Below are 12,722 nucleotides of genomic sequence, written 5' to 3'. Positions count from 1 at the left end.
GCTGCAACCGTATCTTCTTTAGTCTCCACAGTTTCTACTTATACAACTTCAGTTCCTTCTGTCGTACCTTCTTCTACTTCTTCTGCGAAGGCTACGTTCGATGCAACGGGTACCATCAACGCCAAAGCTAGCGATGCCGTTGTAAAGGTCGTTGCCATTTCTTTTAATTTCATATATATACCTCCTCATTTTAATCATAGTACCCCCCCGAAAAAATCAAGCTTATTACCATAAATCCTTTATTTTATATAATTTAAAAGGAAGTGACTGCTCACTCCTTTTTTAAGTTATTATTTAAATTTAATGTTATATTAAAACAACTATATATTTATTCATATAAAAAGTACTATGATTTAATCATTTTGCAGTTTCTTCCATTTTCGAATCTTCGTTCGAAATGTTCCAAATGGTGCCACTGTATTGACATGAATAAATTTATACACTTCCCAAGTTGCTGTTTTTGTAGCTTCATCTGCCCACTTTCTCATATGTGGTTGAAATAATTCTTCTTCTGTAAATGCATCAATCATTACATAAATTGCTTCAATATTATTTATGAGTTGTTTTTTTAATTCTTTTAAGGATCTATGAGCATATGTTTCTGTAAACCATTGATATAATTCGCCAAGTTGATTCCATTTGAATTTATCTGATGGCGTTTTTACTTCTAGTCCATTTTTTTCATCTTCTTCCCATTTTAAAAGAAGATTCGTCCATCCTACTTGATAGGCTAGATTTTCAGCAGGGGTTCTATCAACTTCAGCTACTCTTTTATCTTTTAATTCTTCTGGAATATTATCAAATTCTGTAATATATTTTTCAAATGATTTTTTTATTTCATTTTTTAATTCCACTTTATTTTCATAGCTTCTCATACATACCTCCACTAGATTATGCAATTAAATTTTTATTTTCTTAATTCTCTTGCTGCTTCAAGTGCCGCAGATGTTACTTCTTCCCCTGAGAGCATGCGTGCAATTTCTTGAATGCGTTCTTCTTCAGATAGCTCTTTTACATCCGTAATAGTGCGTGCCTGATCTTCTACATATGTTTTGTGTACATAAAGATGATGTTCACTCACTGCAGCTACTTGAGGCAAATGGCTCACTGCCAGCACTTGTGTGTCAAGTGAAATATGGTGCATTTTATTTGCGATGGCTTGCGCAACGCGACCGCTGACCCCTGTATCTATTTCGTCAAAGATAATACTTGAAACACCCTGAGCATTTGAGAAAATCGATTTGACAGCAAGCATCAATCGTGAAAGTTCTCCGCCTGAAGCTATCTTTGCTAAAGGTTTTAGCGGTTCTCCTAGGTTAGTCGCAACATAAAATTCTACAACATCCAGCCCCGAGTAAGTTGCATCACTGATTGTAGTGTCATTGACATCTTTTTCAAAGAGAACTGCAAATTGAGCATGTTCCATATAAAGGTCTTGCAGTTGCTGCTTAACTTCTTTTTCAAGCATCTGACCAATTTTTCGCCGCAATTTCGATAATGTCCGTCCACTATCTAAAACTTGTTTTTCTAACCTTTTCATTTCTTCTTGCAAATCACGCTGTTTTGTATCTCTTGTTTTATATCTATGATGTTTTTGGGAAATTTCTTCATAATAATTCAATATTTCGGGAATAGAATTTCCATATTTTCTTTTTAATTGCTGAATAAGCTCTAGCCGTTCCATTACTATTTGCAAGCGTTCTTCATCATATTCCAAATCATCTTTTAAAGAGAGGATTTCGCTTGCAATATCTTGCGCAGAATAAAAAAGATCTGTCAGCTGTTGGCTAATTGCACCATATTGTGGATCATATGCTTCAATAGATTCCATTGCCTCCATCGCAACACCTAAATAATCTAGGCCGCTTGATGTGTCATTTTGAAGAGCAAAATAACTTTGAGCAAGTGCCGTTTTTATTGCTTGAAAATTAGCCAATTTCTGCTGTTCTTCTAGCAACGTCTCCTCTTCATCTATTTGCAACTGAGCATTTTGAATTTCAGTCATTTGGTAATCATACATATCCAATTGTTGCATGACTTCTTTTTCATTTTGCGTCCACTGTTGCAAAGTTGTTTTGATTTTTTTGTATCGTTTATAACTATCATTGTACTCTTGAGCAATATTTATTAGCTGTTCATCTCCAAAAGAATCGAGAAGCTGGAGATGTTTTTGCATATTCATTAATTCTTGATGTTCATTTTGGCCATGAATATCAATTAAAAAATTCCCAATTTCTTTTAACTTTCCAATTGTAATCATTGACCCATTCACGCGACAGACACTTCTCCCATTGTCATAAATTTCACGTTGAATATCTAAAATGTTAGCATCAGTTTCTATTGCTTCTTCTTCTAAAATTTTTAGAAGTTGTGTATTGGATGGAAGCGAAAAATTCCCTTCCAAGACACATTTTTTTGTTCCATGACGAACAAATTCGCTAGAACCGCGTCCACCAGCAAGTAACCCCACTGCATCAATAATGATCGATTTTCCCGCACCAGTTTCACCTGTTAATGTCGTCATTCCAGAATTAAAAGAAAGCGAAACTTCTTCAATAATCGCAAAATTTTTAATCTTTAAATGTTTTAACATTCGATTCCCTCTCTTTCAATTCACATAAGACACGTGCTATTTCATCATGAACATATTTATCACATTGCTCTGGATCTATCTTTTCTCGTCTAAAATAACTTAAGAATTCAACGTTGCCTTTGCTGCCTTTTATGGGAGACAATGTCAGTCCTAAAAGATTTAGCTCGGCAGCTTTGGCGGCTTGAAGACAATTTTTTAATACATATTCATACACACTACTACGGCGTACAATGCCACCTGCCTCAATATCTTCTTTTCTCGCTTCAAATTGTGGTTTAATTAGTGCTACTAATTCACCACCAATGGGCAATATAGTAGTAAGTGGCGGGAAAATATAAGCAAGCGAAATAAAAGAGACATCAGTACAAGCAAAATGTGGGCGACCATATTTAAAATCAGCCAGAGTTGCATAGCGAAAATTAGTTTGTTCCATTGATATGACACGCGGATCGGTTCGTAGCTTCCAGTGCAATTGATTCGTTCCGACATCAAGTGCATATACTAATTTTGCGCCCGCTTGCAAACAGACATCCGTAAAGCCGCCTGTTGATGAACCAATATCTAAAACAGTTGCATTGGACAATGATATGTCAAAGTGATTAATTGCATGGGCCAACTTGTTTCCTCCCCGGCTCACATACTCTTTCATATCGCCTTTTATACGGAAGATCTCACTTGGACTATACATCTCTCCTGCCGTATAAACTTTTTCATTTTTGGAAGTTAAAACATTGCCCGTCATAATCAAACGTCTCGCCTGATCAACATTTTCTATTAAGTTTTGTTGTACAAGTAATTCATCCACGCGCTTTTTATTTGTCATTTTTTATATATTCCAATTCTAATTTTTTAACAAAGTCCATTAGTAAACGCTTGTTAAAGTTAGGGTTGAGCATCTCTAATTCATTTAAGGCATTGATAGCTTCTTGCAAATGATGGTTCAGATAGAAATATGTTTTGTCTATTCCAAGAAGAGCTGGATAAGTACTCTTGTGGTGATATTCATCTGCGCCAATATTTTTCCCAAGTATTTCAGGATCACCAATAATATCCAATAGGTCATCTCGAATCTGGAAAGCAAGTCCTAAACTTTTCGCATATTGACGTAGCCATTTCACTTCTAGTGTTGTAGCCGTTGCTATAATTCCTGCGGCAACGGTACAATATTCAAATAATTTTCCTGTTTTCAACTGATGAATTTGAACAAGTGCTTCAAGTGTTATCTTTTGATTTTCTACTAGAATATCATATTGTTGCCCAGCACACATACCTAATGCTCCAGAACAATCCGCAAGCAGTTGCACCAAGCGTATTTTTATAGAAGGGGCAAGTGTGCCTTTTGTAAGTTCAAAAAAAGCCTGCGTTAGCAATGCATCGCCTGCTAAGATTGCTGTCGCTTCTCCATATTTCATATGGTTTGTAGGCATACCCCGTCTTAGAGAATCATCGTCCATTGCAGGCAAATCATCATGAATAAGTGAATAAGTATGAACCATTTCTACTGCGGTTGCAGCATTTAAACCTTCTTCGGGACGAATATCATAACTTTCCAAAGTCATTAGAAGTAGTAATGGACGTAATCTTTTGCCTTTTGCATAAAGGGAGTAGCTCATGGATTCAGTCAGCTTAGTATCTTCTCCAAAATCTAGTGTGGTCATATGATTTTCGAACATTGTTTTTAATTGGTCATATTTTTTTTGAAATGTCGCGGATTCCATAGCCACTCCTTATTCTTTATCCAATGATTCATGTGATTGTTCAAAATCAGTTTCATTTCCATTTTCATCTACAATTTTAATCAATCTTTTTTCTGCAGTTTCAAGTTGAGTTTTTAGGTCTTTGCTTATTGCCATGCCTTCCTCAAATAAATTCAACGCCTCAGCCAAGGGAACTTCCCCTTTTTCAAGTTGTTGAACGATCATTTCCAAATCTTTTAATTTTTCTTCAAACATTTTCTCAGCCATTTACTCACCTTCATTTTTATTATCTTTTATTTGTTTTGCCCAGATTGCATCTTCCATGCTAAATTTCACAACAAAAGGTTGTTCAATTTCTAAGTCGCTGCTCATCTGAATGGAACGTTGATTTTGTTCCACGATCGCATAGCCTCTCTCCAAGACATGGTAGGGCGACAGCATTATGAGTGAATCTTGTAATCTACGTAATTTTTCATTTTGAATCTGTCGATATTGTCTGCTTAATTGTCTTAAATTCTCTTCTAAGTTTATTACATTTTGGTAAATGAACTGAATCGGAAGCATATCACCTGCACGTGTCAGTCGATTATTTAAATAATCATAGAATGCCATATTTTCTTTTAATATATAGTTCAATTGATGCTGTAATTGTCCAGTAATCAGATCTACTCGCTGAATATAGGTATCATAAAGTCTTTGTGGATTTTTGAAAATATAAGACATACTCAATTTTTCTAGAGTATTATAATATCCATCTAATAGATACCGGATATTTTTTTCTAATTGTAATTCATGGCGATTCAATGTTTCTTGTATATCAAGCAAGCGCGGTGTTGCTAATTCTGCTGCTGCCGTTGGAGTTGGTGCTCTTAAATCAGCAGCCAACTCTGAAAGCGAAAGGTCCGTTTCATGGCCAATGGCAGAAATAATTGGACGCTTTGTTTCAAAAATAGCACGTACTACTTTTTCCTCACTGAAAGGATATAAGTCTTCAAAACTTCCTCCGCCACGGGCAATAATTAGCAAGTCAAGATCAGGATATGCTGCAGCACGCTTAATATTTTTTTCGAGATCTTCTGCCGCTTTTTTCCCTTGGACAAGTGTTGGAAATAGATAAATTTGAGCAATAGGATAGCGGCGTGCAATAGTGGTTTGAATATCTTTTATAACGGCACCACTTGCACTTGTAATCACTCCTATTTTTTTAGGGAAAATGGGCAACGTTTTTTTATATTTTGGATCAAATAAGCCCTCTGCCGCTAATTTCTTTTTCGTTTGTTCATATGCTAAAAATAAATTCCCAATTCCTTCGGGCTGAATCTCTTCAACATAAATCTGATATGTTCCATAAGGTTCATATACATCCACACGCCCGCGAACTAATACGCTCATACCTTCTTCCAACTCAAATTGAAGATGTTTGCTTATATTTTGAAACATAATCGCTTGAATTACAGCATGCTCATCTTTTAATTTAAAATATTGATTTTGATAATTTCGTCTAGAATTATAATTAGAAATTTCCCCACGCAAGTATACCACTTGTAAATAGGGATCATGTGTAAATTTCCTATGAATATATTGCGTTAATTGCGTAACACTTAAATATCGATCGCCCATTTCGTCCCTCCTTCCCTGATGATGAAAAAAGAAGCCGGGTTAGGCTTCTTTTTTTGAATTCTGAATACCTTGCAGTACCCCATTTATAAATTTTCTTGATTTTTCATCACTAAATTCTTTCGATAATTCGATCGCTTCATTCATTACAATGCGCGGGTCCGTCTCCGGCATAAAAAGCAATTCATAAGCAGCAATTCTTAAAATTGTTAAATGTGTCAAATGAATTCTTTCAACATTCCATGCCGACATATTTTCATCAATCACTTGATCTATTTGTGCTTGGTGATCGCGTATCCCCTCTAATAATTCACTTAAAAAAATTGCACTATCATGAATGATATCTTCGTTGCGATATTTTTGGGGTAGTCCTGTCTGAATCATTTCCTCAATCGTTAGATCTTTATTTTGAGTGGCTTCATCTTTCAATAATGCAAATTGGATTGCATCATTTTGTTCTATTGTTTCATTGGAATTGAGTTGAAATAATGTTTGAAAAGCAACCTGACGTATAAAATGTCTGACTCCAGTTATTTCTTTTGTCATTATTTCATATCTCCATCTTTTTCAAGAATATCGGCTAACTCTGTTTTAACCGATACGATGCCAACGATATGTACATTAATTTCATTAATATGAATATTCGTCATGAAATAGATTTGGTCACGAACATTTTTTTGAATCGCTAGTGCAACTTCACTCACTTTTACGCCATAATCTAAATTCACATAAATATCTAAAACTAACTCTCCTGTTTCAGACTTTGTAAGTTGAACGCCTCGACGAAATTCCTTGTTATTAAAATAATTCAGTACTTCATTGGAAAAAGATTTCTGAGTTCCATAAACACCCGCGACATCGTGCGTGGCTTTGCCTGCAATAACTTCTAAAACTTCTTGAGAAATTTCGATGTTACCATAAACTGCTTTTGAATGATCGTATGTTTTTACCAATGCTAGCCCTCCTTTTCGTTAGTGCCTCAATTATTGCACACGTGAGTCATAGCTTCCATCTTCCGTATTAACAATTAATACGTCATCCACATTAACAAATAGTGGAACAGTGATGACAGCACCTGTTTCAAGTTTTGCGGTTTTTGAACCTCCGCTTTGTGTATCTCCGCGAATTCCAGGTTCTGTTTCAATTACACGTAATTGTACTTTGACAGGAAGTGATGCACCGATAACTTCTCCCTCATATGTTACAATATCAACATTTTCATTCTCTTTTAAGAACTTCAACTCATCTTCAATCTTTTCTTCAGGAATGCCAATTTGTTCATATGTTTCCAAGTCCATGAAAATATGTTGTCCTGCATTTTCATATAAATATTGCATGGTTTTCGTTTCGATATGAGCGGTTTCCAATTTTTCCCCAGCGCGGAAAGTAAGGTCTTTAATATTTCCTTGACGTAAATTTCTCAATTTCGCGCGAACAATTGCTTGACCACGTCCATGTTTTACATGTTGGAAGTCCAAAACTTTCCAAATACTTCCCTCATATTGAATTGTGAGTCCTTTTTTTAAATCATTTGATGTAATCATACTGTTCCTCCTAGGGATATTTTTATTCTTTAATAAGAAAATCTTTCTCAAGCACCATTAAATTCTCATGCCCATCTTCCGTCACTAAAATATCATCTTCCAAACGAACGCCACCCAAACCTGAAATATAAATTCCTGGTTCAACGGTAATCACATTACCTGGCACTAATGGTTTATTATTCGTTGCATTAACGGTCGGTCCTTCATGAATTTCAAGTCCGATACCATGACCAGTACCATGACCGAAATATTCACCATAACCATGATCTTTAATATAATCTCGTGCAATGGCATCGATTTCTGCGCCAGTCATACCTGGTTTAACTGCAAGTGCCGCTTTACGGTGGGCATCATGCACAATTTGATAAATTTCTTTCAACTCTTCTCCAGGATCACCAAGCGCAAACGTTCTTGTCATATCTGAAACATATCCTTTATAGTAGCAACCAAAGTCAATAGTGATCATGTCGCCCATTTCAATTTCTTTTTCACTGGCTACGCCATGAGGCATCGCACTGCGTTTACCACTGGCAACAATCGTATCAAAACTCACGCTGGATGCTCCTTGTTCTTTCATAAAACGTTCCAATTCATTGGCTACTTGAATTTCGGTCATACCGGGTTGAATATAATCTAAAATATGACGATAAGCAATTTCAGTGATACGAATCGCTTGACGAATGGTTTCAACTTCTGTCGGATCTTTTACCAGACGTAATTCTTCAACAAATCCGGTCACTCCAACAAGTTCTGCATCAAATAATTCTTTCATGGTCAAGAATTCATTATAGATGACATGATCGGCTTCAAACCCAATTTTTTTAATGTTTTCTTGCGCAATAAGCTTTTTGACCTCATCTAAGATTGGGCCGAAATTTTGAACGATTTCAAACCCCTTTGCCTGATGGGCTGCTTGTTCCATGTAACGAAAATCTGTAACAAAAAAAGCTTTTTCTTGTGTGATCACACTGAGGCCTGTCGTGCCTGTGAAATTTGAAACATAACGTAAATTATAAGGACTTGTAATAAGTATCGCATCAAGGCCTTCTTGGACTAGTTTTTTCTGTACATTTTGTACTCTCATTATATATCCTTCTTTCTAATCTCATCATCCATTTTTCATTATAACAAAAATACCGTAAGAAATGCACTGACAATTACTAAAACTATCCAGCCACTAAAAAATCGAGTATGTAATAAAACATACTCGATAATATCATTTCAATGAAAAATATCTTTTAAATGGTTTGAGTCTTTTGTTATGATCTTTGATTTTTTGTTTTTTTATTGATTATTTTTCATTGATTTAAATCATTTTGCTTTAGGATCGCCTCCTTTGTATATCATAATTTGATCATTTTATAACTTTTTTTGCTCATAAAGTGCATGTTCATCTTCGAATTCTTTTACTTCTGGAATCTTTACTTTGTCCATATTCTTTTCCAGTTGCATTTTTGCTTGTTCATAGTAGCTGTCCATCAACATATGCTGTAAATGATACTGCCGCGATAAAGATTGCGTGAGTGTAACATAAAGTAGACTGGATAGCATTAAAAAACATATCACTGTAACTAAAACAAATCCATTTTCATTGCTTTTCATCTGAAAAGTCTTCCCACGATTCGACATATATCTTACCTACCCTTGTTTTTCCATTAATAAAAGAAACAGTAATTTCGATTTGGCCCTGAACACGTGCAAATTCTACATATGCCACATTTAAAAGAAGGGGTTGATAGCCGCCTCCATAATTTTTTGTGCGAACAAATGCTTGCCCGCTTTTTTTATAAGTAAATGTTTCAGATTTTTTCTTATTTTTGGCTTTTTCTTTAGTTGTTAGTTGGCGACGTGTTAACTTCTCGAACTCAGCATCATTTAAATAGGCTTCCCACTGATTTAAAAAAAGGTGCCATTCAATTTGTTCTTGATCTTCAGCAAGTGGCTGTGCTAATTTTCCTTGAAAAATACCACTGGCCATTAAAAGAAAAATAGTACTTGTAATCAATAAGGCAACTAGAGCCTCTAGCAAGGTAAATCCACTTTGTTGATTGATAATATTACAGTCATTCCTAGAGTGCCAAATCAACTTGAACACCGTCCTCATTCACCACAGTCAGACCATTGCTAAAATAGGTAACGCGATAATTCTGCTCATTAAATTGCCACATGATGTACTTCTCCTGGCCATTCCACGTCCTGCTCGCTTCATAAAGTACACGATATAAATCAGACTGACTTTCTAATTCTTTTTTTCTTGACACATTAGCATATAATTGTGGCAAAATAATAACTAAAATCGTACACAATATGAACAATCCTATCATCGCTTCAATGAGAAGCGAGCCTTTAGTAGATTTAATCAATTTTCTCGACATCAAATCGCCCACTTCCCAATTGGAATTTTATTATATATTGCCCATCATTTGTGCGAAATCGCATCCTATTAAAATTCCCCAAATTACCTGTTCCAGCTTCAAAATTATAGATTTTTGCACCCTCTCCCATAAATTCTACTGAACGTGGAAATTTTATAAAATAATTTTCCTCAGAAGTAGTGCATTTAATGGTACGAAATTCTGGAAATATAGAAAATCTTGTTCGCTTATCTTTAATAATGCTATAGCTTTGCAAGAAATGTAATTCAGTTTGAACATGATGAATGAAATTTCTCGATTCTATCGTAGCCATTGTCTTGTTGAAATTTATCAGTGGTAAGAATACAAGTGAACAGACAACAAAAATAGTCAGAAGCATTTCAATCAGTGTGAAACCTTTATTTGATTTTAAGCATTTCATTTTAATTATTAGTGATGAACGCGGTTATAGACTTCAAGTTGCTTCTCATCAATGTAGCCTTCATCTTTTAATTGTTCAGCAGTAACAGAAGAAGCTCCAGTGTCCAACATATATGCTTCCATCTGCATTTCTACAACTTTTACGACAGCTTCTTCAGATTTTGATATGGCTTTTTCACGTGTATTTGCAATATTAGGAATAAATATCAACAGTAGCGCGGCAATGATCAATACAACTAGAACCATTTCAATTAATGTAAATCCTCTTTCATCTTTTATCATTCTCTTCATTATAATACCTCCATCATTTTAAATGTCGGCAGCATCAATGCTGCATAAATTCCAACAATTAAGACTGCAATCACCACAAATACAATAGGCTGAATATTTTCCAACATTCGTTCAAAGCGCTGCTCAAATTCATCTGCACATTTCAAATGATAAATATACATCTCTGTTGCTAAATTTCCAGTCTCTTCCCCATGTCTAACAACTGAGCGTGCTTCTTTGGACAAAAAAGGTAATGCGGCTAGTGATTGACTAAATGAATGGCCTTGTCGCATATTTTTTTCTAAAATTGTACCAATCTCTTTTAACATGGCGGTCGAATCTTTTGATTGTGCAATCTGAATCATCTCGTACAAACTGCAGCCACTTTTTAGCATTTCTGACCACTGCATAAAATAAAAATCTGTCCAATATAATCTTAAATACTTATTTAAAATAGGAACTTTTAATAAAAAGGTTAATCGTGCTAGCACCGCTTTCTTTTTAAAATTCACTTCAAAAAGATAACAAGCCAACAAAGCACCAAACACTGCTGTACTCATCCAATAAGGGCTCAATCGAATCAATGACAATAATATTCTAGTGGTCATGTCAAGCTCATCCATTTGATTTTTTATTAGCATTTCAATTTGAGGAAGTAAGATAAAGCGCATAAGCAAAATCATGCCACCCATAAATGCTACTAATATCGCTGGATAGTGAATCACTTTTTTAAACTTTTTATGCCGCTCATGCTTTTTAAGCAACCATTCACCACAATGAATAATTTTTTGCTCGAAATTTCCATAAAGACTTCCTAGATAAATTTGCGTGCAAATTAGTGGAGAAAAATGACATTGTTCAAGTATCTGATGTAATGAATGTCCTTCTTTCATTTGCTTTTCAATCATGTCAGCCCACTGATAAGCTGCTCCTTGTTCTATATATAATAAAAATGAACATGCCTCATTTAATGAGTAGCCTTCTTTTAATAATAAACCCAACCTTTTTAAAAAAGCGCCCTGCATTACTGTGGGGCTATGGGATGTAATATTGTTCATAAACGTCTTGACTAATAAAGCCATAGCTATACACCTTTTTCAACAAATGATTGAATGATCGATTAATGGAACTCTTTTGCTTTAGCGGATGATAAAATTCATTTATCTTAACTCGATCCCACACTTCACACAGTGCCGCACGTTTTGACCGATTATAATAATGATCACATAAAATATGACAATTCGATTGGCAAAGTGGACAATAGATGGGAAGTAATTTTTGAAAAATGATCCCAATAATGGTCTGCTGCAAGAGTTCAGATGATATGCCCAATTCTTCTAAACGTGTCAGCACCCCCGCGGCGTCTTTTGCGTGAACGGTCGCTAATATGAGATGACCCGTTAATGCACCACGAATGACCATTTTAGCAGTTTCTTCGTCACGAATTTCACCGACCAGAATAATATCTGGGTGATGCCTTAAAGAGGCTTTTAAGAGTTGTTCATAAGTTACGCCCGATTTCTCATTGACTTGCACTTGCAAAAAGCTCTTTTCTTTAATTTCGACGGGATCCTCAATAGAAATCACTTGTTGCTGTTGGCTTTCTAAACGATTTTTGACTAAATGATACATCGCGGTGGTTTTTCCTGAATCAACAGGCCCGGAAAATAAAATCAAACCACTTTTATAGCGAATAAGACGTTTTATTTGGTTCCATTCATGTTCAAAAAATACTTGAACTTGACTTTTTTCCATATAATCTTCTGCCAAAAGACGGATGACTAATGATTCTTGCCCCAAATAATTGGCAATCGTTGACAATCTTAAATCGATCGCCGTCTCTGCCAACGGAAATAATAAGGCACCACTTTGCGGCCTTCTTTTTTCTCCAACATCCATATTTGCTAGGAATTTGAAATATGTGATAAAGCGAACGCCATCTTCTGGGGATAGATCATATTTTTTTATTAATTGGCCGCTCAGTCGATAATAGATCCCGTATCCTTGATCATTTGGCAGTACATGTAAATCACTCGTATTTAACTGATGTGCATTATTCACTGACTCATGGGCAAATAATTCGATATTCATAACTCCTCCTTTCTGTCCGCTACTTCTTATATTCCCATTCGGAATGAAATTCATCGAAAGTTTTTATTTTTTTAAATTATTATTTGAAATTTGAAGTCAATGGGAGTAAATTAAA

At 35.3% G+C, this 12,722-nt stretch carries 18 protein-coding genes; all 18 read right to left on the bottom strand.

Features of this window, described 5'->3' with window-relative positions; genetic code table 11:
* Positions 1-38: 38 nt before the first annotated feature.
* A complete protein-coding gene (locus C231_RS08790) occupies positions 39-173 on the bottom strand; it encodes a hypothetical protein (protein ID WP_018659853.1) in 135 nt (44 codons plus the stop codon).
* 180 nt (positions 174-353) lie between these two features.
* Positions 354-875, bottom strand: a complete 522-nt coding sequence (locus C231_RS0106660) for a ClbS/DfsB family four-helix bundle protein (protein WP_018659852.1) — start codon at positions 873-875, stop codon at positions 354-356.
* A gap of 32 nt (positions 876-907) precedes the next feature.
* Entirely contained in the window at positions 908-2,593 is a 1,686-nt protein-coding gene (recN, locus tag C231_RS0106655) for a DNA repair protein RecN (protein WP_018659851.1), read from the bottom strand.
* A complete protein-coding gene (locus C231_RS0106650) occupies positions 2,571-3,416 on the bottom strand; it encodes a TlyA family RNA methyltransferase (RefSeq protein WP_018659850.1) in 846 nt (281 codons plus the stop codon). Before C231_RS0106650 ends, recN begins: the two co-directional genes overlap by 23 nt.
* Positions 3,406-4,311, bottom strand: coding sequence for a polyprenyl synthetase family protein (locus C231_RS0106645; RefSeq protein ID WP_018659849.1), 906 nt, complete (start codon positions 4,309-4,311; stop codon positions 3,406-3,408). The genes C231_RS0106650 and C231_RS0106645 overlap by 11 nt, the downstream gene beginning before the upstream one ends.
* A gap of 9 nt (positions 4,312-4,320) precedes the next feature.
* A complete protein-coding gene (locus tag C231_RS0106640) occupies positions 4,321-4,557 on the bottom strand; it encodes an exodeoxyribonuclease VII small subunit (RefSeq protein WP_018659848.1) in 237 nt (78 codons plus the stop codon).
* Positions 4,558-5,910, bottom strand: coding sequence for an exodeoxyribonuclease VII large subunit (xseA, locus tag C231_RS0106635; protein ID WP_018659847.1), 1,353 nt, complete (start codon positions 5,908-5,910; stop codon positions 4,558-4,560).
* Between the two features lie 39 nt (positions 5,911-5,949).
* A complete protein-coding gene (gene nusB, locus C231_RS0106630; RefSeq protein ID WP_018659846.1) occupies positions 5,950-6,453 on the bottom strand; it encodes a transcription antitermination factor NusB in 504 nt (167 codons plus the stop codon).
* Positions 6,453-6,860: an Asp23/Gls24 family envelope stress response protein gene (locus C231_RS0106625; RefSeq protein ID WP_018659845.1), complete on the bottom strand. Its 408-nt coding sequence runs from the start codon at positions 6,858-6,860 to the stop codon at positions 6,453-6,455. Before C231_RS0106625 ends, nusB begins: the two co-directional genes overlap by 1 nt.
* 30 nt (positions 6,861-6,890) lie before the next feature.
* Entirely contained in the window at positions 6,891-7,451 is a 561-nt protein-coding gene (gene efp / locus C231_RS0106620; RefSeq protein WP_018659844.1) for an elongation factor P, read from the bottom strand.
* Positions 7,452-7,473: 22 nt separating this feature from the next.
* The gene (locus C231_RS0106615; RefSeq protein WP_018659843.1) at positions 7,474-8,535 is read right to left on the bottom strand and encodes a M24 family metallopeptidase; all 1,062 of its coding nucleotides are present in this window, start codon (positions 8,533-8,535) and stop codon (positions 7,474-7,476) included.
* Positions 8,536-8,810: 275 nt separating this feature from the next.
* Positions 8,811-9,053, bottom strand: coding sequence for a hypothetical protein (locus tag C231_RS0106610; protein ID WP_018659842.1), 243 nt, complete (start codon positions 9,051-9,053; stop codon positions 8,811-8,813).
* Positions 9,040-9,546, bottom strand: a complete 507-nt coding sequence (gene comGF, locus C231_RS0106605) for a competence type IV pilus minor pilin ComGF (RefSeq protein WP_169333943.1) — start codon at positions 9,544-9,546, stop codon at positions 9,040-9,042. The genes C231_RS0106610 and comGF overlap by 14 nt, the downstream gene beginning before the upstream one ends.
* The gene (comGE, locus tag C231_RS0106600) at positions 9,521-9,826 is read right to left on the bottom strand and encodes a competence type IV pilus minor pilin ComGE (RefSeq protein WP_018659840.1); all 306 of its coding nucleotides are present in this window, start codon (positions 9,824-9,826) and stop codon (positions 9,521-9,523) included. The genes comGF and comGE overlap by 26 nt, the downstream gene beginning before the upstream one ends.
* Positions 9,807-10,247, bottom strand: coding sequence for a competence type IV pilus minor pilin ComGD (gene comGD, locus C231_RS0106595; RefSeq protein ID WP_018659839.1), 441 nt, complete (start codon positions 10,245-10,247; stop codon positions 9,807-9,809). Before comGD ends, comGE begins: the two co-directional genes overlap by 20 nt.
* A gap of 8 nt (positions 10,248-10,255) precedes the next feature.
* Positions 10,256-10,537 carry a competence type IV pilus major pilin ComGC gene (comGC, locus tag C231_RS0106590; protein WP_018659838.1) on the bottom strand — a complete coding sequence of 94 codons (282 nt, stop codon included), beginning with the start codon at positions 10,535-10,537 and terminating at the stop codon, positions 10,256-10,258.
* Positions 10,537-11,541, bottom strand: coding sequence for a competence type IV pilus assembly protein ComGB (gene comGB, locus C231_RS0106585; protein WP_281164038.1), 1,005 nt, complete (start codon positions 11,539-11,541; stop codon positions 10,537-10,539). Before comGB ends, comGC begins: the two co-directional genes overlap by 1 nt.
* A gap of 10 nt (positions 11,542-11,551) precedes the next feature.
* Complete coding sequence (gene comGA, locus C231_RS0106580) at positions 11,552-12,607, bottom strand: competence type IV pilus ATPase ComGA (RefSeq protein WP_018659836.1); 1,056 nt, start codon at positions 12,605-12,607, stop codon at positions 11,552-11,554.
* Positions 12,608-12,722: the final 115 nt, after the last annotated feature.

The sequence above is a fragment of the Allofustis seminis DSM 15817 genome, from assembly GCF_000374325.1.
Classification (GTDB): domain Bacteria; phylum Bacillota; class Bacilli; order Lactobacillales; family Carnobacteriaceae_A; genus Allofustis; species Allofustis seminis.
Note: the sequence above shows the minus strand (reverse complement) of the source record. Positions and strands in the feature narration are given on the sequence as shown.

Bases quoted from the DNA above. Each gene is read 5' to 3' on its own strand.
- C231_RS08790 (WP_018659853.1), bottom strand. From the start codon at position 173: ATGAAATTAAAAGAAATGGCAACGACCTTTACAACGGCATCGCTAGCT.
- C231_RS0106660 (WP_018659852.1), bottom strand. From the start codon at position 875: ATGAGAAGCTATGAAAATAAAGTGGAATTAAAAAATGAAATAAAAAAA.
- recN (WP_018659851.1), bottom strand. From the start codon at position 2,593: ATGTTAAAACATTTAAAGATTAAAAATTTTGCGATTATTGAAGAAGTT.
- C231_RS0106650 (WP_018659850.1), bottom strand. From the start codon at position 3,416: ATGACAAATAAAAAGCGCGTGGATGAATTACTTGTACAACAAAACTTA.
- C231_RS0106645 (WP_018659849.1), bottom strand. From the start codon at position 4,311: ATGGAATCCGCGACATTTCAAAAAAAATATGACCAATTAAAAACAATG.
- C231_RS0106640 (WP_018659848.1), bottom strand. From the start codon at position 4,557: ATGGCTGAGAAAATGTTTGAAGAAAAATTAAAAGATTTGGAAATGATC.
- xseA (WP_018659847.1), bottom strand. From the start codon at position 5,910: ATGGGCGATCGATATTTAAGTGTTACGCAATTAACGCAATATATTCAT.
- nusB (WP_018659846.1), bottom strand. From the start codon at position 6,453: ATGACAAAAGAAATAACTGGAGTCAGACATTTTATACGTCAGGTTGCT.
- efp (WP_018659844.1), bottom strand. From the start codon at position 7,451: ATGATTACATCAAATGATTTAAAAAAAGGACTCACAATTCAATATGAG.
- C231_RS0106615 (WP_018659843.1), bottom strand. From the start codon at position 8,535: ATGAGAGTACAAAATGTACAGAAAAAACTAGTCCAAGAAGGCCTTGAT.
- C231_RS0106610 (WP_018659842.1), bottom strand. From the start codon at position 9,053: ATGAAAAGCAATGAAAATGGATTTGTTTTAGTTACAGTGATATGTTTT.
- comGE (WP_018659840.1), bottom strand. From the start codon at position 9,826: ATGTCGAGAAAATTGATTAAATCTACTAAAGGCTCGCTTCTCATTGAA.
- comGD (WP_018659839.1), bottom strand. From the start codon at position 10,247: ATGAAATGCTTAAAATCAAATAAAGGTTTCACACTGATTGAAATGCTT.
- comGC (WP_018659838.1), bottom strand. From the start codon at position 10,537: ATGAAGAGAATGATAAAAGATGAAAGAGGATTTACATTAATTGAAATG.
- comGB (WP_281164038.1), bottom strand. From the start codon at position 11,541: ATGCAGGGCGCTTTTTTAAAAAGGTTGGGTTTATTATTAAAAGAAGGC.
- comGA (WP_018659836.1), bottom strand. From the start codon at position 12,607: ATGAATATCGAATTATTTGCCCATGAGTCAGTGAATAATGCACATCAG.